Annotated in this window: 23 protein-coding genes; 6 read left to right on the top strand and 17 right to left on the bottom strand. The window is 68.1% G+C overall.

Annotated elements, in window-relative coordinates:
• Positions 1-4: 4 nt before the first annotated feature.
• The 8 genes from CS1GBM4_RS11735 to CS1GBM4_RS11700 form a co-directional block, all read right to left on the bottom strand.
• On the bottom strand, positions 5-292 hold the full coding sequence (locus CS1GBM4_RS11735) for a type II toxin-antitoxin system RelE/ParE family toxin (RefSeq protein ID WP_186418904.1): 288 nt from the start codon (positions 290-292) through the stop codon (positions 5-7).
• Positions 292-546 carry a type II toxin-antitoxin system ParD family antitoxin gene (locus tag CS1GBM4_RS11730; RefSeq protein ID WP_186418903.1) on the bottom strand — a complete coding sequence of 85 codons (255 nt, stop codon included), beginning with the start codon at positions 544-546 and terminating at the stop codon, positions 292-294. The genes CS1GBM4_RS11735 and CS1GBM4_RS11730 overlap by 1 nt, the downstream gene beginning before the upstream one ends.
• A 64-nt stretch (positions 547-610) precedes the next feature.
• A complete protein-coding gene (locus tag CS1GBM4_RS11725) occupies positions 611-1,327 on the bottom strand; it encodes an ABC transporter permease (RefSeq protein ID WP_186418902.1) in 717 nt (238 codons plus the stop codon).
• A complete protein-coding gene (locus CS1GBM4_RS11720) occupies positions 1,324-2,034 on the bottom strand; it encodes an ABC transporter permease subunit (protein ID WP_186418901.1) in 711 nt (236 codons plus the stop codon). Before CS1GBM4_RS11720 ends, CS1GBM4_RS11725 begins: the two co-directional genes overlap by 4 nt.
• 177 nt (positions 2,035-2,211) lie before the next feature.
• Positions 2,212-2,985, bottom strand: a complete 774-nt coding sequence (locus tag CS1GBM4_RS11715) for a transporter substrate-binding domain-containing protein (protein ID WP_186418900.1) — start codon at positions 2,983-2,985, stop codon at positions 2,212-2,214.
• Positions 2,986-3,219: 234 nt separating this feature from the next.
• Positions 3,220-4,419 (bottom strand): ornithine--oxo-acid transaminase, encoded by a 1,200-nt coding sequence (gene rocD, locus CS1GBM4_RS11710; RefSeq protein ID WP_186418899.1) that lies wholly within the window; start codon positions 4,417-4,419, stop codon positions 3,220-3,222.
• Between the two features lie 140 nt (positions 4,420-4,559).
• Entirely contained in the window at positions 4,560-4,895 is a 336-nt protein-coding gene (locus CS1GBM4_RS11705) for a RidA family protein (RefSeq protein WP_244607179.1), read from the bottom strand.
• Positions 4,889-5,290, bottom strand: a complete 402-nt coding sequence (locus CS1GBM4_RS11700; protein WP_186418898.1) for a hypothetical protein — start codon at positions 5,288-5,290, stop codon at positions 4,889-4,891. Before CS1GBM4_RS11700 ends, CS1GBM4_RS11705 begins: the two co-directional genes overlap by 7 nt.
• 142 nt (positions 5,291-5,432) lie before the next feature.
• On the opposite strand from CS1GBM4_RS11700, the gene CS1GBM4_RS11695 reads away from it, so the two are divergent.
• Entirely contained in the window at positions 5,433-6,023 is a 591-nt protein-coding gene (locus CS1GBM4_RS11695) for a TetR/AcrR family transcriptional regulator (protein WP_186418897.1), read from the top strand.
• Positions 6,024-6,041: 18 nt separating this feature from the next.
• On the opposite strand, the gene CS1GBM4_RS11690 is transcribed toward CS1GBM4_RS11695, so the two are convergent.
• Positions 6,042-6,632 (bottom strand): isochorismatase family protein, encoded by a 591-nt coding sequence (locus tag CS1GBM4_RS11690; RefSeq protein ID WP_186418896.1) that lies wholly within the window; start codon positions 6,630-6,632, stop codon positions 6,042-6,044.
• A 74-nt stretch (positions 6,633-6,706) separates the two neighbouring features.
• Between CS1GBM4_RS11690 and CS1GBM4_RS11685 the strand changes: the two genes are divergently transcribed.
• Entirely contained in the window at positions 6,707-7,348 is a 642-nt protein-coding gene (locus CS1GBM4_RS11685) for a TetR/AcrR family transcriptional regulator (protein WP_244607178.1), read from the top strand.
• On the opposite strand, the gene CS1GBM4_RS11680 is transcribed toward CS1GBM4_RS11685, so the two are convergent.
• Positions 7,327-7,812 (bottom strand): Lrp/AsnC family transcriptional regulator, encoded by a 486-nt coding sequence (locus CS1GBM4_RS11680; RefSeq protein ID WP_186418894.1) that lies wholly within the window; start codon positions 7,810-7,812, stop codon positions 7,327-7,329. The two genes, CS1GBM4_RS11685 and CS1GBM4_RS11680, sit on opposite strands and share 22 nt — an antisense overlap.
• Entirely contained in the window at positions 7,809-8,861 is a 1,053-nt protein-coding gene (speB, locus tag CS1GBM4_RS11675) for an agmatinase (RefSeq protein ID WP_186418893.1), read from the bottom strand. The genes CS1GBM4_RS11680 and speB overlap by 4 nt, the downstream gene beginning before the upstream one ends.
• 519 nt (positions 8,862-9,380) lie before the next feature.
• Between speB and CS1GBM4_RS11670 the strand changes: the two genes are divergently transcribed.
• Together CS1GBM4_RS11670 and CS1GBM4_RS11665 are read left to right on the top strand one after the other, a co-directional pair.
• The gene (locus CS1GBM4_RS11670) at positions 9,381-10,469 is read left to right on the top strand and encodes a TRAP transporter substrate-binding protein (RefSeq protein WP_186418892.1); all 1,089 of its coding nucleotides are present in this window, start codon (positions 9,381-9,383) and stop codon (positions 10,467-10,469) included.
• A 254-nt stretch (positions 10,470-10,723) separates the two neighbouring features.
• A complete protein-coding gene (locus CS1GBM4_RS11665) occupies positions 10,724-11,818 on the top strand; it encodes a TRAP transporter substrate-binding protein (protein WP_186418891.1) in 1,095 nt (364 codons plus the stop codon).
• Positions 11,819-12,014: 196 nt separating this feature from the next.
• Here CS1GBM4_RS11665 and CS1GBM4_RS11660 read toward each other — a convergent pair whose 3' ends face one another.
• Positions 12,015-12,326, bottom strand: coding sequence for a cupin (locus tag CS1GBM4_RS11660; protein WP_186418890.1), 312 nt, complete (start codon positions 12,324-12,326; stop codon positions 12,015-12,017).
• 111 nt (positions 12,327-12,437) lie between these two features.
• Here CS1GBM4_RS11660 and CS1GBM4_RS11655 point away from each other — a divergent pair, with 111 nt between their 5' ends.
• A complete protein-coding gene (locus CS1GBM4_RS11655; protein ID WP_186418889.1) occupies positions 12,438-12,884 on the top strand; it encodes an Lrp/AsnC family transcriptional regulator in 447 nt (148 codons plus the stop codon).
• Positions 12,885-12,951: 67 nt separating this feature from the next.
• Entirely contained in the window at positions 12,952-13,341 is a 390-nt protein-coding gene (locus CS1GBM4_RS11650; RefSeq protein WP_186418888.1) for a porin, read from the top strand.
• Positions 13,342-13,511: 170 nt separating this feature from the next.
• Here the strand turns inward: CS1GBM4_RS11650 and CS1GBM4_RS11645 are convergent, their stop codons facing one another.
• The 5 genes from CS1GBM4_RS11645 to solA form a co-directional block, all read right to left on the bottom strand.
• Positions 13,512-15,200 (bottom strand): TRAP transporter large permease subunit, encoded by a 1,689-nt coding sequence (locus tag CS1GBM4_RS11645; protein WP_186419082.1) that lies wholly within the window; start codon positions 15,198-15,200, stop codon positions 13,512-13,514.
• A 128-nt stretch (positions 15,201-15,328) separates the two neighbouring features.
• Positions 15,329-15,928 (bottom strand): TRAP transporter small permease subunit, encoded by a 600-nt coding sequence (locus CS1GBM4_RS11640; RefSeq protein WP_186418887.1) that lies wholly within the window; start codon positions 15,926-15,928, stop codon positions 15,329-15,331.
• A 109-nt stretch (positions 15,929-16,037) separates the two neighbouring features.
• Complete coding sequence (locus tag CS1GBM4_RS11635) at positions 16,038-17,213, bottom strand: multidrug effflux MFS transporter (protein ID WP_186418886.1); 1,176 nt, start codon at positions 17,211-17,213, stop codon at positions 16,038-16,040.
• Complete coding sequence (locus CS1GBM4_RS11630) at positions 17,210-18,112, bottom strand: DMT family transporter (protein WP_186418885.1); 903 nt, start codon at positions 18,110-18,112, stop codon at positions 17,210-17,212. Before CS1GBM4_RS11630 ends, CS1GBM4_RS11635 begins: the two co-directional genes overlap by 4 nt.
• Before the next feature lie 85 nt (positions 18,113-18,197).
• A complete protein-coding gene (solA, locus tag CS1GBM4_RS11625; protein ID WP_186418884.1) occupies positions 18,198-19,337 on the bottom strand; it encodes an N-methyl-L-tryptophan oxidase in 1,140 nt (379 codons plus the stop codon).
• Positions 19,338-19,528 lie beyond the last annotated feature (191 nt).

Genomic DNA, 19,528 nt, shown 5'->3' with positions numbered 1-19,528 from the left:
GTGACTAGACTTCTGCCCAATCTTCATGCGCGTGGCGGACACGGGCGATCAAGACACTACCGTCCTGTTCGACACGATAGACCACGAGATGCGCCTTGAACGGGTAGATGCGCATCGGCGGCGATAGCTCCTTGCGCTCCCGTGCGATGCGGGGATAGGCCGCGATCATGTCGAAGATCGCGAACAGCTCGTCATGGTATCGTCTGGCCTGGGCCTGACCGAAGAGGCGTATTCCTTGCTCGGCGATGCCGATGATGTCTTCTTTTGCTGCCAGCGACAGGCGAAAACGCACTATCGATTGCCGGATGGAGTGGCCGCGCGCTGGACGGCGGCGGCAAAGAGCGCGTCGCTTGAATCTGTACTGACCCCGCTGTTCAGGCCTTCGTCGACGAAACGCTGCATCGCGGCGACCTTGTCGTTGCGCTCCTGATCCCGGCGGATCAAGTCGCGCACATAGTCGCTCGCATTGGCATAGCGGCCTGTCTCGGTCTGAGCCTCGACCCAGTCCTTCATCGAAGCCGGCAAGGACACGTTCATCGTGGCCATATCGATCTCCATAAAGGTCGATTTTGGCAATCTTTGGCAAGGATTGTCAAGTTCTGCGCCGTCTTCACCGCAGCGCCATGTGCCGCGTCAGCCTGAGCTCGATCCGGTCCCAGATCCGGCGGATCAGCTCGGTCAGCGCGAGATAGATCAGCGCCGCATAGAGATAGATCGACAGGTCGAAGGAGCGCGCGAAGGCGAGGCGGGTCGCGCCCATCAGGTCGAACAGCGTCACCAGCGAGGCGATGGCGCTGGACTTGATCATCACGATCAGCTCGTTGCCGAGCGGGCGCAGCGCCAGGATCATCGCCTGCGGCAGGACCACGCGGCGCAGCGTCGCCCAGCGATGCAGGCCGAGCGCGAGGGCGCCCTCGAACTGGCCGCGCGGGATCGACTGGATGGCGCCGCGCAGGATCTCGGCCTGATAGGCGGCGGTGTTGATGGTGAAGGTGAAGAGGGCGCAGTAGAACGGCTCGCGGAAGAACCACCACAGGCCGACATCCTGCCAGAACAGCCGGAACTGGCCGAAGCCGTAATAGACCAGGAAAAGCTGGCAGAGCAGCGGCGTGCCGCGGAAGAAGGTGGTGTAGCCCTGGATGGCCAGCTTCGCCCAGCGCGGCCCGTAGAGCCGGGCAACGGCGAGGCCGAGCGCCAGCACGAAGCCGAGCGCGACCGACAGCACCACCAGCTCGAAGGTGATCCACAGCCCGTTCGCCATGCGGCAGCCATAGTTCTGCAGCACCTCGCTGCCGATCAGCTGGCCGGGATACTCGCACCAGCTCATCGCGTCGCTCCGCCGAAGGCGGCGTAGCCGCGATTGGTGCGCTGCTCGAGCTTGCCGATGCCCCAGGCCGAGACCAGCGAGAAGAAGAAATAGAGCAGCATCGCCGCGCCGAAGAACAGGAACGGCTCCTTGGTCACGACATTGGCCCGCGTCGCGATGAACATGATGTCCTGCAGCGTGATGACCGAGATCAGCGAGGTCTCCTTCAGCAGCACCATCCAGTTGTTGCCGAGACCCGGCAGCGCGACGCGGATCAGTTGCGGGAAGACCACCAGCCGGAAGGCCTGCGCCTTCGACAGGCCGAGCGCGGCGGCGGCCTCGCGCTGGCCCTTCTGGATCGAGTTGAGCGCCCCGACCCAGACCTCGCTGGAGAAGGCGGCGAGCACCAGCCCGAGCGCGACCATGCCGGCGACGAAGGGCGGGATCGAGAAGCCGGTCCAGAGCTGCTGCACCAGCACCTGGATGCCGAAATAGATGATGTAGAGCGTCAGCAGCTCGGGAACGCCGCGGAAGACCGTGGTGTAGACCGTTCCGAGCGCCCGCAGCAGCATCTTGTCGGACCGCTTCCACAGGGCGACGGCGAGGCCGAGCGCCAGGCCGCAGGGCAATGTCGCGAGCGCCACCGAGATGGTGTTGGCCGCGCCTTGCAGCAGAGCCCATCCCCAGCCGCCGGGTCCGAAGCCGAGCAGAGCGAATTTGTCGAACATGAAAGGGCCGGCGCGCGAGGGGCTGGAGCGCTTCCAGGCGGAGCCGGGGACCGGTTCGCCGTCGGGAAACGCGACACGACGTGGGCTGGGAGCAAGGCCGCGCTCGAACGGAAATGGACTTGCACCGGGACCCGCCGGCCTTTGGCCGGCCGGCGGGCAGGTGTCAGCGGCGCCGGCTCACTCGTACTTGAACCACTTGTCCTCGAGCTTCTTCAGCGAGCCGTCGGCGACCGTCTCGGCGATGGCCTTGTCCACCAACGCCTTCAGCGCCGTGTCGGCCTTGCGGACCGCACCGGCGACGCCGGCGCCATGGATCGCATCGTCGCGCTTCACCTCGGCGATCTTCTTGCAGCAGTCCTTGCCCTGGCCCTTGAGGAAGTCGGCGAGGGCGAGGGCGTCGGCGACGATGTAGTCGAGGCGGCCGTTGAGCAGGTCGAGATTGGCCTCTTCCTGCGTGGGGTAGAGGCGCGGCGTCGAGTCCTTGTAGAATTTCTCGACATAGTTGGCGTGGATCGTCGAGCCCTGCGCGCCGATCGTCTTGCCCTTCAGCGCCGCCGGCGAGATGTCGGTCGAGGTCACGCTCTTCGAACCGATCATCCAGATCGGCGTCTTGCTGTAGACCGAGGTGAAGTCGACCTGCTTGCGGCGCTCGTCGGTGGCGTTCATGCCGGCGAGGATGATGTCGTACTTGTTCGCCTGCAGCGCCGGGATGATGCCGTCCCAGTCCTGCACGACCCAGGTGCACTTCACCTTCATCTTCTCGCAGAGAAGGTTGCCGTAATCGATCTCGAAGCCTTCCAGCTCCTTCTTGGCGTTGAGATTGTTGTAGGGCGGATAGGCACCCTCGGTGCCGATCCGGATCTCCTTCCATTCCTTGGCCTGGGCGAGCGCGCCGGTGGCGCCCGCGACCGTGAGCGCCGCGGCGGCGATGAACTTCGCGAAACCTTTCATGGGACCTCCCCTTGGATGCGGCCGCCCGGGCGTTTCGGCTTCCCGTCCGGCATGGGTGCGACAGCTTGTGCGATCATCGGGCCCGGCCGCAAGTAGGGGGCTGCAGCTTTTCTGGGCCTGTCCGCACAAAGATGGCGCAAGGCAAGAAACTGTTTTTGTTGTGGAAATCGCTCTTGCCCGCCGATTTTTCCGCGAGTGCGGCGAAAGCCGCGGCCCACGGTTTTTGCGATGGACTCAGCGCTCGCGCGTCGCGAAGACGCTCTCGCAGCGCTCCAGCCCCCAGTCCAGCTCCTCCCGGCTGATCGTCAGCGGCGGCGCGAAGCGGATCGTGCGCTCATGCGTCTCCTTGGTCAGTACGCCGGCATCGGCGAGGCGGGCGACGATCTCGCTGGCGTCGCCGGCACCCTCCGCGATCTCGACGCCGATCCAGAGGCCGCGCCCGCGCACCTCGCTCGCGAGGCCGCCCGTCATCGCCGTGAGCCGCTCTCTCATGTAAGCGCCGAGTTCGGCCGAGCGCTCGACCAGCCTCTCCTCCTCGATGACGCGGAGCGCCTCGTGGCCGATCGCGGCGGCGAGCGCATTGCCGCCGAAGGTCGAGCCGTGCGAGCCGGGCCCGAACAGCTGCATCACCCTGCGCGAGGACAGGAAGGCCGAGACCGGATAGACCCCGCCGCCGAGCGCCTTGCCGACGATCAGCCCGTCCGGCGTCACGCCCTCGTGCTGATGCGCGAACCAGCGGCCGGTGCGGCCGAGCCCGGACTGGATCTCGTCGAGGATCAGCAGGACGTCGTGCCGGTCGCAGAGCGCGCGCAGCGCCGCGAGATAGCCGTCCGGCGGCACTACGATCCCCGCCTCGCCCTGGATCGGCTCGATCAGGATCGCGGCGGTGTCCGGCGTGATCGCCGCCTCGGCGGCGGCCGCATCGCCGAATGGCACGCTGTCGAAGCCGGGCGCGAACGGGCCGAAGCCGTCGCGATAGCTCGCCTCCGAGGAGAAGCCGACGATGGTCGTGGTGCGGCCGTGGAAATTATTGTCGGCGACGATGATCCGTGCCCTGCCGTCGGGAATGCCCTTGACCTTGTGGCCCCAGCGCCGCGCCGCCTTGATCGCGGTCTCGACCGCTTCCGCTCCGGTGTTCATCGGCAGCGCCATCTCCTGGCCGGCGACGGCGCAGAGCTTCGCCAGGAAGGGGCCGAGCGGCTCGGCATGGAAGGCGCGGCTGGTGACGGCGAGGCGCTTCGCCTGCTCGTTCAGCACCTTCAGGATGCGCGGATGGCCATGGCCGAGGCTGACGGCGGAGTAGCCGCTCATCATGTCGAGGCGCCGGACGCCGGCGACGTCGGTGAGCCAGACCCCTTCGCCATGGCTCAGCATGATCGGCATGGGCGCGTAATTCTGTGCGCAGACCTCGCGTTCGAGCACGATCGCATTCATGGCGGTTCTCCCTCGTCGCCTCGAGGATAGGCGCGCCGTTGCAGCCGGGGTGGACTGCACCGCCGTCGCGATGCAGCCGAATCTGTCGCGGCGGCGACAGATTCGGGACGGTCATGAAGTGCCTCTCGGCTGCACGACTCTCAGCGTGTCACGATGGCGAGGGCGTCGACCTCGACCAGCACATCTGGGTGAAACAGCGAGGCGACGCCGATCAAGGCGCTCGCTGGGGGACGTTCGGCGCTGACCCACCGGTCGCGTACCCTGCGTATTTCGGCGAGCTGTGCCGGCGCATAATCCCGGACATAGATCGTCAGGCGGGCGACGGAGTGAAAATCGCTTCCCGCCGCGCGCAGCGTGGCGTCGAGATTGCGCAGAACCTGTTCGAGCTGGGCCGGCAATCCCTCGGGAACCCGCCCCTGTGCGTCGAAGGGCACGTGTCCCGACAGGACGAGGAGTTGCCCTCCTTCGATCAGCATGCCTTGCGAGATGCCGGGAATGGCGGGACCGGGAGGATTGATCGGGTGGAGCATGGCGTTTCGAGCCGCTTGGTCGGCGGATGCGGGCCAACCGGTGCCGAGCGCGATGGCGCCGACCAGCAGCGGCATGGCGAAGCGGTCGCCGAACATGAGCGCGCCTCGCCGCGTGCCGCCGCCGCGCTGGCGTTCATGCCGCGGCGCGCCAGCGGCATCACCAGGTAGACCATACCGAGCACCATCGGCGGCACGGCCAGCGCCGTCACCGACCAGGTCGACCAGCCGATCGTCACTGGAGCCAGCGCGACCAGAATCAGGTTGATCAGCAGATAGGCGCCGAGCATCAGCGTTCCCAGGAAGCGCAGGCGGGCCAGAACGGGGCGGGCGGCGGTGGTCATCATTGGCTCCATAACGAAACGTTCCGTTTCGTTATGATTGATAGACACGATCCGTTCCGTTATCAAGTCGATTGCTGCAAGCGCGCGCTTGCAGAGGACGTGCTCGCATCGACGATGGATCTGGAGAGGGGAGGCGGAGACCGTGACAGCCGAGCCGCCGCCCCGCCGCGCCTCGATCGGGGCCAGGCGCAACCCGGCGTCGCAGGCGGCGATCCTCGCCGCCGCCCGTGCCGTGCTGGCGGAGGAGGGCTATGCCGGCTTCTCGATCGATGCGGTCTCGCGCCGCGCCGGCGCCGGCAAGCCGACGATTTATCGCTGGTGGAAGAACCGCGCCGACCTGCTGATGGAGGTCTATGCCGCGGAGAAGGCTGGCATCAGAGCCGTGCCGAGCGAGGATCTCGCCCGCGACCTCGCCGACTACACCGCGGCGCTGTGGAGCTTCTGGTGCGGCACGCCCTCGGGGCGCACCTTCCGCGCGCTCCTCGCCGAAGCCCAGAGCGATCCCGATGCGCTCGCGGTGCTGCGTGAGAAGTTCCTGCCCGATCGGCTGCAGGATGTGCGCGGCCTCTTCGCCGCCGCCGTCGCGCGCGGCGACATTCCTGCGGGGGAGGTCGAGGCGCGGCTCGCTCTCTATATCGGCTTCAACTGGTTCCACGTGCTGACCGACCAGCTCGATATCGGCCTGGCGTCGATCCCGGCTGCGATGCGCCTGATCGCGGCGCCGGCACGCTGACCTCGCGACGGCCTCCCGTCAGGCGGCTGCCCGCGTCAGGCCAGCCGTGATCTGCGAGACGCTGCGGACCCGCGCGACGCGCGGCAGCGTCGAGGTCACGGCGAAGGCGTGCAGGTCGGCGCCCACCGAAGTCGAGGCATCCTCGGCGACGATCACGTCGTAGCCGTGCTGCCAGGCGTCGCGCGCCGTGGATTCGACGCCGAAATTCGTCGCGATGCCGCCGATCACCACCGTTTCGATCCGCCGCCGCCGCAATTGCAGGTCGAGCTCGGTGCCGTAGAAGGCGCTCCAGTGCCGCTTGGTGACGCGGACGGCGGCGGGCAGCGCTGCGATCTCCGGCGTCAGCTCGGACCAATCGGGCGGGAAGCCGCCCGGCGGCAGCATCATCGGCTGGTCGATGGCCTGCGGCGGCAGATCGGAGCGATCCGGCGCGAACGCCACGTTGACCGTCGCGATCAGGGCGCCGGCCGCGGCGAAGGCCTGGCCGAGCGCGGCCGTGCTGGCGATGATGGTTGCCCGGTCGTAGGGTGCGAGCGGGAAGGCGAGCGTTCCCTTCTGCATGTCGATGAGGACGAGGGCGGTTTTGCGAGGGTCGAGCTGGAGGGTCATCATCGTCTCCGTCGGAAGCGCTGCGGAAGCCGGCCTGTATGTGAGGAAATCCTCATGTTTCTAGATTTATGAGTATGTCCTCACAAAAAGCAAGTCCCACGCCGGAGAAGAACGCCAAGGCGCCGCGCCGCAGCCGCGGCCTGAAGCGCGTCTCGGCGCTGCTCGACGGCGCCGGCGCGGTCTTCGCCGAGGCCGGATACGACGCGGCGACGATGACGCAGATCGCCGCGCGCGCCGGCGCCTCGATCGGCTCGCTCTACCAGTTCTTCCCGACCAAGGAGCATGTCGCCGCAGCATTGCATGCGCGCCATCTCGATGCGCTCGCCGGCATGCTCGACCTACTCGCGGCCGAGGTGCGCGGCCTGCCGGTCGAGGCGGCGGTGGAGGCGCTCTTTGCCCGCTTCGTCGCCTATCTCGAAGCCAATCCCGCCTTCCTCGCCGTCGGCGAGCGGCGCAGCCTCGACCCTGCCGTGAAGAAGCTGGCGCGCGCGCGCCTGCGCGGCCGCATCGCGGCGCTGCTCGGCGCCGTCGAGCCGCCGATCGACGAGACGCGGGTCGCCTCGCTCGCCGCCGTGACCCTGCACCTGATCCGGGTCGCGGCGCTGCTGCGTGCCGATGACGACGAGAGCGTGCGCGCCCCGGCCATCGCCGAGCTGCGCGCCATGCTGAAGGGCCATCTCGCCGGACGGGAGGGCTATTCCTCCGGCAGCGGGTAGCCCTCGAAATCCTTCAGCGCCTTGAGCGCGAAGGTGGTCGCGATCCGGGCGATGCCGAGCTGGCTGTCGGCGAGCCAGGCGCCGGTCAGTTCCTCATAGGACGCGAGCGAGCTCGCGACGATCCGCGCGAGATAGTCGGCCTCGCCGCTGATCACCAGCAGCTCGACGACGTCGGGGCAGGCGCGCAGCAGCTTCTCGACCCGCTCGCGCCGGCCGACCGAGTGGTCGCGCAGCGAGATCTGCGCGAAGGCGATGATGGCGTGCCCGGCGAGCTCCGGCGCGAGCCTGGCGCCGTAGCCGGTGATCAGCCCGGACGCCTCGAGCCGGCGCATCCGCTCCAGGCAGGGCCGGGCGGAGAGCCCGACCCGCTCCGACAAGGCCTGGTTGGTGATCCGGCCCTCCGCCCGCAGGATCGCGATGATCTGCCGGTCGATCGCATCGAGCGGGGGAGCCTTGCGCGTCACGGCCTGCCCTTGCCGGCGGCGCGCGCCTCGGCGATCAGGCAGAGCTCGAGGAAGAGCACCTGCGCCGCGCATTGCGCCGTGTTGCTGGTCGCGTCGTATTGCGGGGCGACCTCGACCACGTCGGCGGCGACGATGTTCCGGCCCTTCAGGCCGCGCAGGATGGCGAGCGCCTCGCGCGGGGTGAGGCCGCCGACCTCCGGCGTGCCGGTGCCGGGCGCGAAGGCCGGATCGAGCGAGTCGACGTCGAAGGAGACATAGGTCGGGCCGTCGCCGATGACGGCGAGCGCCTTGGCGATCACGGCGTCGAGGCCCATGCGGTCGACCTCGTCGGCATGGATCACCGTCATGCCGGACTCGTAGGAGAACTCCCAGAGATATTCGGCGCCGCCGCGGATGCCGATCTGGACCACGCGCTCGGGATCGAGCACGCCGTCGAGCACCGCCTGGCGGAACGGCCCGCCATGATGGAACTTCGAGCCCTCATAAGGCCCCGACGTGTCGCAATGCGCGTCGATATGCACCATCCCGACCGGGCGCTTCTCGCCGACCGCCTTCAGGATCGGATAGGTGATCGAATGGTCGCCGCCGACGCCGAGCGTCGAGACGCCGGCCCTGACGATCTGCTTGAAGGTCGCCTCGATGTCCTCATGGCAGCTCTCCAGCGAGTAGCGCGAGCGGAAGGGGACGTCGCCGATATCCGCCGCCTTGACCATGCCGAACGGCGCGGTGCCGTTGACATGGTCCATCGGCCCCATGCGTTCGACGGCGCGCACCGCGCGCGGGCCGAGCCGCGTGCCGGCCCGGTTGGTCACGCCGAGGTCCATCGGCAGGCCGATGATCGCGACGTCGAGCCCGCCGAGATCGGGCTGGCCGAGCGCGTCCGGCCGATACGGGGCGTTGATGAAGGTGGCGACGTCGGCGAAGGGCCATTTGCGCTTGTCGCCCTTGAACTGGTCGGCTGCGACCTTGGCGAAACGCGGATCATGGATGTCGGCGCCGCTTGCCCCGGCATAGCGCGCCCTGAGTTTCGCCAGCCTGTCCTGATCCATGGTTCGCTCCGCGTGGGTTGATCCGGCCCGCGATACTGGGGAGCCGGCCGGGGAAGGGCAAAGTCAGCCGCAGGTCGAACCGGAAGCGGCCGTCCGCGTCAACCGTCGCATGCGCTGCAGCAGAAGCCTCGGGCGCCCGGCGGCGCCTGCCTGCGGGCGTCGGCCGTGCCGGTGGCGCGAGGCGGTTCGCAGCCGTCCGGCCAGGCGATCGAGGCTCGTTCCGGAAGAGGTTGACCGGGCCGGGGAAAAGGTCCATGCGCTTGCCGTGCAGCCGTGCCATGCTCAGCGCGCAATTGTCGAGCGTTCCGGGCTGGTTGACCATAATGCGACAGTTGGGGAGTGCTGCGCAAATCTTGTGCAAGTATAGAATCGAAGCAGGCTGACTAACCGTGGGTCACCTCGGGCCGCCGCTGCCGATCATCGCTGCATTACACCAAGGTCGTCCTATAAACGTCGCTCGCATCGATGCTAATGCAGCCCGCGCGCGGCGATGAACGTCGAAACGAGGAGATGTCCCATATGAAGCGTCGTCAGTTCCTGCAGGTCGCCGGTGCCGGTGCGGCCGCGTCCGCTGTCGCCATGCCGGCGGTCGCGCAGTCGAATCCCGAGGTGAAGTGGCGTCTGGCGTCGAGCTTCCCGAAATCGCTCGACACGATCTATGGCGGCGCCGAGGTCATGGCCAAGATGGTCTCCGAGCTGACCGACGGGAAGTTCCAGATCCAGGTCTTTGCCGCGGGCGAGATCGTCCCGGGTCTGCAGGCGGCCGACGCCGTCAGCAACAACACGGTCGAGATGTGCCACACTGTCTCGTACTATTATGTCGGCAAGGATCCGACCTTCGCGATCGCGTCCGCGGTGCCGTTCGGCCTCAACGCCCGCCAGCAGAACGCCTGGCTGTTCCAGGGCGGCGGCAACGAGCTCTTCAACGAATTCTACAAGAAGTTCAACATTTACGGCCTGCCATGCGGCAATACCGGCGCCCAGATGGGCGGCTGGTTCCGCAAGGAGATCAAGAGCGTCGCCGACATCAACGGCCTGAAGATGCGCATCGGCGGCATCGCCGGCTCGGTCCTCCAGAAGCTCGGCCTGGTGCCGCAGCAGATCGCCGGCGGCGACATCTATCCGGCGCTCGAAAAGGGCACGATCGACGGCGCCGAGTGGGTCGGCCCCTATGACGACGAGAAGCTCGGCTTCTCGAAGGTCGCGCCCTATTACTACTATCCGGGCTTCTGGGAGGGCGGCCCCTGCGTCCACGCCTTCGTCAACCTGGAGAAGTGGAACGCGCTGCCCAAGGCCTATCAGGCGGCGCTGACCGCGGCCTGCACCTATGCCAACACCCAGATGGCGGCCAAGTACGACGTGCAGAACCCGGCGGCGCTGAAGCGCCTCGTCGGCGCCGGCACGCAGCTGCGGCCGTTCCCGCAGGACGTGATGGAAGCCTCGCTCAAGGCCTCCAACGAGCTCTATGCCGAGATCTCGGCCAAGAACCCTGACTTCAAGAAGGCGATCGACGCCATGGTCGCTTTCCGCGGCGACCAGTATCTCTGGTGGCAGGTGGCGGAACTCACCTTCGACATCTTCCAGGTGCGCAACCGCGCTGCCAAGTAAGCCGGAGCGCAAGCAACAGGACGCAATGCTGCGTCGCCGAGAAACCCGGCCGCGAGGCCGGGCTTTTTCGTCCCTGTCTCCGCTCGGGCTGGTGCGTCGATGCGCAGACGGGGTTAGACCAAATGCCCATGCGAAAACCGCATGGGGGTCATGTGCCCAGCTTGCGCTGGCGCCGCGAATGGCTTCTTCTGGCGCTCTTGCGCGCGAACCGAAAACATCGGCGCGCCTCCATCGCTCTGGGAGGAGCTCTCGAGATGAAGCGTCGTCAATTCCTGAAAGTCGCCGGTGCCGGCGGCGCAGCCAGCGTCATCGCGGCTCCCGCCATCGCCCAATCGATGCCGGAGGTGAAATGGCGCGTCACCTCGTCCTTCCCGAAATCGCTCGACACGATCTACGGCGCGTCCGAAGTCCTCTCGAAGGCGGTGTCCGAGGCGACCGACGGCAAGTTCCAGATCCAGGTCTTCGCCGCCGGCGAGATCGTTCCCGGCCTGCAGGCGGCGGACGCCGTCACCAACGGCACCGTCGAGATGTGCCACACCGCCTCCTATTACTATGTCGGCAAGGATCCGACCTTCGCCTTCGGCACGGCCGTGCCCTTCGGCCTCAACGCCCGCCAGCAGAACGCCTGGTTCTACCATGCCGGCGGCATGGACCTGCTCAACGAGTTCTACAAGAAGTACAACATCTATGCGGTGCCGGGCGGCAACACCGGCTGCCAGATGGGCGGCTGGTTCCGCAAGGAGCTCAAGACCGTCGCCGACCTGCAGGGCATCAAGATGCGCATCGGCGGCTTCGCCGGCCAGGTGATGAGCAAGCTCGGCGTCGTGCCGCAGCAGATCGCCGGCGGCGACATCTATCCGGCGCTGGAGAAGGGCACGATCGACGCGGCCGAATGGGTCGGGCCGGCCGATGACGAGAAGCTCGGCTTCAACAAGGTCGCGCCCTACTACTATTATCCGGGCTGGTGGGAGGGCGGCGCCGCGCTGCACTTCTTCATCAACACGGCGAAGTGGGACGAGCTGCCGAAGGGCTACAAATCGGTGCTGGCCACGGCCGCCGGCCTCGCCAATGTCGACATGCAGGCGAAGTACGACGCGCGCAATCCGGCGGCGCTGAAGCGCCTGGTCGGCGGCGGCGCGCAGCTGCGGCCGTTCTCGCAGGAGATCCTCGAAGCCTGCCTGAAGGCGTCCAAGGAGGTCTATGCCGAGACCAGCGCCAAGAACGCCGACTTCAAGAAGGTCTACGACGCCATGTCGGCCTTCCGCGGCGACGAATATCTCTGGTTCCAGATCGCCGAATACACCTATGACAACTTCCTGATCCGCGCCCGCGCGGCGAACATGCTCTGAGCAGGGGCGCGAGCGCCGCTCCGCCGGCGCGGGCTGTCCTCGATCCCCGGCCGCGAGGCCGGGGATTTTTCACATCGGGGAGCATCTTCGCGCGAGCTGGTGTCGATACGCCGCTCCTGGAGGTCCGAGATCACGCTGCATTCGGACGGAATCGTCCAAATGCGGCGTGATCGATTCCAAGTGTCTGGAGCATGCTCTAGACGCTGCCGGCACGCTCGACGACCAGCACGCGCGCCGGGCCGACGGGATGCGCGACATGGGCGTCGCCGTCCTGCGCATGGAAGATGTCGCCGCCCACCAGTCGCTGCACGTGCTCGACGCCGCCGGCGCGCGTGTGCATGTCGACCTCGCCGTCGAGCACGACGAAGACCTCCGGCCCGTCGTTGACGTGCCAGCGATAGGGTTGGTCGGTCCAGTGCAGCCGGATCGTGGCGTCGTCGATGCGGTCGATGTCGAGCGCCTCCCAGGCGCGATGGCCGGTGAAGTCGCGGGGCCTGATCGTCCTCATTCCTGATCTCCGTCGCTGGAAGAGGCCGGCAATCTTCACCCCCGGCGGCGTCCATGCCATAGGCAAGATGCCGGCACGGGCTGCGATCGGCGGTTTCTGGAGGGATGTCGCTTGCGAAACGACGGTGAGCTCGACGCCATCGACCGGAAGCTGATCGCATTGCTCGAGGGCAATGCCCGCGCCTCCGCCACGGCCCTGGCGCGCGACGCCGGGCTCTCGCGCACCGCGATCCAGGACCGGATCGCGAGGCTGGAGCGAGACGGCATCATCCTCGGCTACACGGTGCGGCTCGCCGACAGGCCGAAGCCGCCGGCGATGCGCGCGCTGCTGTCGCTGCGCATCGACGCGCGGCCCTGTACGATCGTTCTCGATCGCGTCCGCGACTGGCCCGAGGTCCTCGCCTGCTACTCGCTGGCCGGGCCGGTCGATGCCGTGCTGCTGGCGCAGACCGAGGATGCCGGGTCGTTGTCGCGACTGGTCGACAGGCTGAGCATCGTGCCCGGCGTCGGCGCGGTCGAGACGGCGCCGATCCTCGCCGAGAGCGTTCGGTCGCAGTGAGGCGAGGCGCCCTGGTCCCGCCTCGTTGAAGACGCTAGACTGCAGCTTCATCGCAATCGGGGCGCCCATGAAGCTGCCTGCCGCCATCCTCGCCGCGACCATCGCCCTGCCGGCGCTGGCCGCCGCCCAGTCGATCGGCGAGCCGATCCCGGGGCGCTCTGTCGCGAAGACGAAGCCGGCGGCGGCCCGCCCCGCGCCCGTCCAGGCGATGCGGCCTTGTCCGGAATACGGGCCCGGCTTCGTCCGCGTGGAGGGCTCCTCGGCCTGCGTCCGCGTCGGCGGCGGCGTGCGCGTCGAGTTCGGCAAGACCTCCGGCAATCGCGGCTATGGCTCCGCCGCCGATGCGATGGTCTATGGCGAGGCGCGCGGCCAGACCTCCCTCGGCGAGGTCCGCGCCGTCGTCAGCGGCCGCGGCCGGGTCGACAACAATCTGAACAACGGCTGGCAGCGCTGGTGAGGCTGGCGTTTCCCGGGCGGAGCGAAGCGCAGACCCGGGAATCTCATGACGAGAAGACGCTGCTCGGAGTCCCGTCCGGCCAAAGATGCCCGGCACGCCGAGCATAACGGCTGAAACAACAAAGCCCCGGGTCGGCCGATCCGGGGCTTCGTCGTTCTGGCGCGCAGGCCCTATTGCAGGTTCAGCGTCGGCGGGGCGTTGAGATCGAGCCCCGGCAATCCCCCGGAGCCGCCGAGCCCCGGTATGCTGATGCTGTCGAGCTGCTTGTTGATCTGCTGCTGGTCGAGCTGCACGCCCGAGCTCTTGTAGTGCATCACCATCTGCGGGAAGAGCACGACGAGCGCGACCATGATGCACTGGATCACCACGAACGGCACCGCGCCCCAGTAGATTTGCCCCGTGGTGATCGGCTCCATCATCTTGCCGGTGATCTTGTCCTTGTAGGCCGTCCTCGGCGCCACCGAGCGCAGGAAGAACAGGGCGAAGCCGAAGGGCGGGTGCATGAACGAGGTCTGCATGTTCACGCCGAGGATGACGCCGAACCAGATCAGGTCGATCCCGAGCTTGTCTGCCGCCGGGCCGAGCAGCGGCACGATGATGAAGGCGAGCTCGAAGAAGTCGAGGAAGAAGGCGAGCAGGAAGACCAGGATATTGACGACGATCAGGAAGCCCGCCTGGCCGCCGGGCAGCGAGGTCAGCAGGTGCTCGACCCAGACATGGCCGTTGACGCCGTAGAAGGTCAGCGAGAACACGCGCGCGCCGACCAGGATGAACAGCACGAAGGCCGAGAGTTTCGCCGTCGATTCCGTCGCCTGGCGCAGCAAATCGAAGGTCATGCGCTTCTTGCCGATGGCGAGCAGGATCGCGCCGGCGGCGCCCATCGCGCCGCCTTCCGTCGGCGTGGCGACGCCGATGAAGATCGTGCCGAGCACGAGGAAGATCAGCGCCAGCGGCGGCACCATCACGAAGATCACCTGCTCGGTCATGCGCGAGAGCAGGTTGAGCTTCAGGAGCCTGTTGATCAGCGCGATCACGAAGGAGACCGCCACCGCCACCGACATGGTCAGGATGACGAAGTCCGCGCCGGCGCCGACCTTGGTGAAGTACTTCATGTAGACGATGGCGACGGCGAAGGCGAGGATCGTCACCACCAGCAGCGAGAAGCGCCGGGTCTGGCCGTCGGCGTCGCGCAGCGTCTGCGCGTCCGGCGGCAGGCCGGGCGCGCGCTCCGGCTTCACCATCGTGACCAGGAAGACATAGCCGGCATAGAGCCCGGCCAACACCAGCCCGGGAACGAAGGCGCCCTCGTACATGTCGCCGACCGAGCGGCCGAGCTGGTCGGCGAGCACGATCAGCACAAGCGAGGGCGGGATGATCTGGGCGAGGGTGCCGGAGGCGGCGATCACGCCCGAGGCGAGGCGCCGGTCATAGCCGTAGCGCAGCATGATCGGCAGCGAGATCAGGCCCATCGAGATCACGGAGGCGGCGACGACGCCGGTGGTGGCGGCAAGCAGCGCGCCGACGAAGATCACCGCATAGGCGAGGCCGCCGCGGACCGGTCCGAAGAGCTGGCCGATCGTGTCGAGCAGGTCCTCGGCCATGCCCGAGCGCTCCAGCACCAGCCCCATGAAGGTGAAGAACGGGATCGCCAGCAGCACGTCGTTGTTCATCGTGCCGTAGATGCGTTCCGGCAGTGCCTGCAGGAAGTTCTCCTGGAACAGGCCGAGCTCGATGCCGACCAGAGCGAAGAACAGGCCGTTGGCGGCCAGCGCGAAGGCGACGGGATAGCCGAGCAGCAGGAACAGCACGAGCGCGGCGAACATCACCGGCGCCATGTTCACGCGCAGGAAGTCGCCGATGCCGGCGGCATGCGCGTCGCCGGTGTGCAGGCTGAGGAAGGCGGCGGCGGTCAGCGCGAGCAGCAGCGCGGCGGCGCGGACGGGGCGGGCGAGGAGCATGGAACGGGTCCGGGACAAGGCGGCTTGGCTCACGGGGCGAGACCTTCGGCCTTCGCCTGCTCGATCAGGCGGAGGGCCTCGGCCTCTGCGGCGGCGGCGTGGCCGCCGCCATGGGCATCGTCGTCCAGCTTGCCGCGCATGATCGCGATCTGCTTGATCACCTCGGAGATGCCCTGCAGCAGCAGCAGGAAGAAGCCGACGATCACCAGGCCCTTGGCCGGCCATTGCGGCAGGCCGCCGGCGGAGAGCGACTGCTCGTTGACCTGGTAGGAGCGGATGAAGAACGGGCCGGAATGGTAGACCATCAAGGCGCAGAACGGCAGCAGGAACAGGAGATGGCCGATCAGGTCGATCCATTGCTGCACGCGCTTCGGCAGCAGATTGTTCACGATGTCGATGCGGATGTGCTCCTTCACCTGCAGCGTCCAGGACGCGCAGAGCAGGAAGACGGCGCCGAACAGCACCCATTGCAGCTCGAGCCAGGCGTTCGACGAGATGTTGAACACCTTGCGGATGATGGCGTTGACCGCGGAGACGACGACGGCAAGCAGGATCAGCCAGGCGACCGAGCGACCGATCTTGCGGTTGAGCGAGTCGATCGCGCGGCTCAAAGCGAGGGGTGCGTCCACCTCAGTCCTCCCTGACCTCGTGGATTACGGCCGCATCATGCGGTTCGCGAAGGGCGGTTATACGAAAGCTACATGCCGCACAACATTGCGCCGCGCAAGGCGCTGTGGATCAGTCCTTTCGCCTATGCGGCTCTTTGCGCAACGCCAGCAGGGCGACGACCAGCATCAGCCACATCATCGCCATCAGCGCCGGCGGCCAATGCGCCACCAGCCAGCTGATCAGCACGGTGGCGAGCGCGCCCGAGCCGAGCTGGATCGCGCCTGCCAGCCCGGCGGCCGAGCCGGCGAGCTCGGGCCTGGCCGAGAGCGCCGCCGCGGTGGCCCCCGGCAGGGTCAGGCCGTTGCCGATCGCGTTCACCACCAGCGGCAGGAACAGCGTCAGCGGCGTCCACCAGGGCGTCAGCGAGATCGCGAAGGCGGCGCTCGTCCCCGCGAACGAGATCGTCACCCCGAGCCGGGCCATGCGCGTGGTGCCGTGCCGGATGACCAACCGGGACATCGCGAAGTTGCCCAGCATGTAGCCCAGGGCGTTGAGGACGAAGTAGGCGCCGTAAGTGTCCGAGCCGCGTCCCATCGTCTCGACCACGATGAACGGTGCCGCGGCGATGAAGGCGAAGAACGAGGCCGAGGTCATCGCGAGCGCGACGACATTGCTGATGAAGCTGCGATCGCGCGCGAGATCCGGGAAGGCGCGGAAGATGCCGATGAGCGACGTGCGGACGCCGACATTGGGGGCCGTCTCCGGCAGGCGCGCCGTGACCAGCACGAGGACGACCGCCGCGATCGCGGCCATCACCCAGAAGATCATGCGCCAGCCCAGGCTCGTCTCGATATGGCCGCCGAGATAGGGCGCGACCATGGGGGCGACCACCATGACCATGGTCACGGTCGCGATCTGGCTGGCGGCCTCGTCGCGGCTCGCCGTGTCGCGGATGATCGCGCGCGCCAGGGCGAAGGTGGTGCCGGCGCCGGCGCCCTCGAGCACCCGGGCGAACAGCAGCGTCCCGGCATTCTCCGCCATGGCGCCGAGCACCGATCCCAGCATGAACAGGGCCGTGCCGCCGATCACGCAGGGCCGGCGGCCGAAACGGTCGGAGAGCGGACCGACCGCGAGCTGCGTCAGCGCGACCGCGACCAGGAACAGGGTCAGCGTCAGCTGGATCGTCGCGTAGCTGGTGGCGAAGTTGCGGGCGAGCGCCGGCGTCGCCGGGGCCAGCATGTTGAGCGCGATCGGCTGCAGCGTCGAGATCGCGACGAGGACGGTGAGCGCGGGCCCGGCCTTCATAGCGGCTTCTGGCTCTCGGGCTTCAGCTGCGAATCCGGGCGGACGCGCTGGCGATGCAGGGTGTAGAGCCCGCTGCCGACCACCAGCGCGATGCCGGCGAAGGCGATCGGGTCGGGCGTCTCGCCCCAGACCAGCCAGCCGAGCAGCACGGCGACGAGCACGACGGAGTAGCGGTAGCCGGCGACGACACCGACATCGGTGTTGCGGAAGGCGCTGATGACGCAGTAGCCGCCTGCCGTCACCAGCATGGCGGCGAGCGCCAGGTAGACGGTCTCGACCCGCCAGGGGGAATGCCAGGTCTCCAGCGCGCCCATGCCGAGGCTGAGCATGCCGACGATCAGCGTCGTGGTCAGGGAGATCACGGTCGAGGGCACGTCGTCGCCGATCATCCGGGTGGTCAGGTCGCGCACAGCGACCAGGACGGCGCTGGCGAGGGCGATCAGCGCCGCGGCGCTGAACCCGGCAGCGCTCGGGCGCATCACGATCAGGACGCCGAGAAAGCCGACCGCCAGCGCCAGCGTCCGGCGCCAGCCGACCGATTCGATCCGCAGCAGCACCGCCAGCACGACGATGAGCAGCGGCGAGGCCATCAGGATCGCCGTGATGTTGGCGAGCGGTAGCAGGCCGAGCGCCCAGATGAAGGTCAGCGCGCACAGCGCCTCGACCACCCCGCGCCCCAGCACCAGCGGCCTCAGCCCGAGCGGCAGCTTGCGCCAGTCGCCCATCACCGCGACCATGGCGAGGCCGGCCAGGATGGCGAATCCGGTGCGCAGCGTCACCGCCTGGCCGGTCGGGAAGGCCTCGCGCGCGAGCTTCATCAGGGCGTCGTTGCAGCAGAAGAGCGACATCGCCGTCGTCATGGCGATGATCCCGCGGCGGTTCTGGGCGGCAGTGGCCAAGATGGGGTCCTGTCGGGCTGTCGGCGCCGCCCGCTCGACGGGCCGAACCATGGCGATTCGCGCTCGCTCGTCCGTGCTTACGGGCTCAGGCGGCGAAACGGGAGAGGGAGAAGGCGGAAAGGTCGAAGGCAGGGCGGGCGCCGGTCGAGAGCTCGGCCAGGATCTCGCCGATTGCGCTGGCGAACTTGAAGCCGTGGCCGGAGCAGGCCGAGGCGAACACCGCCTGCGGCAGGCCGGGCACCGCGTCGATGATGAAGCCCTCGTCGGGAGAGACGGTGTAGATGCAGCCCCGGACCGTCAGCGGCTCACCGTTCGCGTCGGGCAGGTAGCGCGCCAGGCATTCGCGCAGCAGCCGCACCTGCGTCGCGCTCGGCGTCCGGTCCGGATCGCGCGGGTCGATCGGCTCGCGCCCGAAATGCGGCCCGCCGAGCTTGAAGCCCGGATGCTCATAGAGCGGGAAGCCATAGAAATTGCCTTCCTCGACGCTGAGGGTGAAGACCGGCATGGCGCCTTCGCGGAAGAGCTCGGGCCGGCGCGTGGTGAACCAGCCGATCGCCTGCCGGATCGTCCTGACCCGCGGCGCGAGCGCGGGCACCGCATCGGCGATCCAGGCGCCCGACGTGATGACGAGGCGCCCCGCCGAATAGCTGCCACGCTCCGTACGGACGGTGACGCCGCCATCGGCGGTCGGCTGCCAGTCGAGCATCGGCTCGCCGGTGTGGATGTCGGCGCCTCTGGCCTGGGCCAGGCCGACATGGGCGTAGATCGCCTTCTCCGAGGCGAGGAAGCCGCCATCCGGCTGCCAGAGCCCGACATGGCTCCTCGGCAGCTGGAAGGCGGGAAAGCGCCGCGCGATCGCCTCGCGCCCGAGCACCTCGTGCTCGAGCCCGTGGTCGCGGCAGGATTGCAGCGAGGATTCGATCGGGCCGAGCCCTTCCGGCGCGAGGTCGAGCGCGCCGGTGACGTGCAGCAGCTTCAGCCCGGCCGCGGCGCCGGTCTCGCCCCAGAGCCGGTGCGCCCGCTTGACCAGCGGCACGTAATGCGAGCCCTCGAAATAAGCGAGGCGCATCATCCGCGTCAGACCGTGCGAGGAGCCCATCGTGTGACCGAGGTCGAAGCGCTCGAGGCCGAGCACCCTCTGCCCCCGCTGCGCGAGATGCCAGCAGGCGGCCGACCCCATCGCCCCGACCCCGGCGACGATCACGTCGTAGTGCGATGAGCTCATGGGCCGTCCTTGAGGTGCCGGCTTCGCCACCGGTCGGATCTGCCGGCAATCTAGGCGGGCGGGCAGGGCGGGTCCATCCCGCCGGGTCGCGGAGCCCATCTGCGCCCAGGGCGGGGAGGGCTCGGCCGGCGCCTGCGACGATCATGCTGCCGGCCGCGGGCTCAGGCTTTGTTAACCCTGCCGGTGCATGG

This window comes from Allobosea sp. CS1GBMeth4 (assembly GCF_900185715.1).
In the GTDB taxonomy this organism is placed as follows: Bacteria; Pseudomonadota; Alphaproteobacteria; order Rhizobiales; family Beijerinckiaceae; genus Allobosea.
Note: the sequence above shows the minus strand (reverse complement) of the source record. Positions and strands in the feature narration are given on the sequence as shown.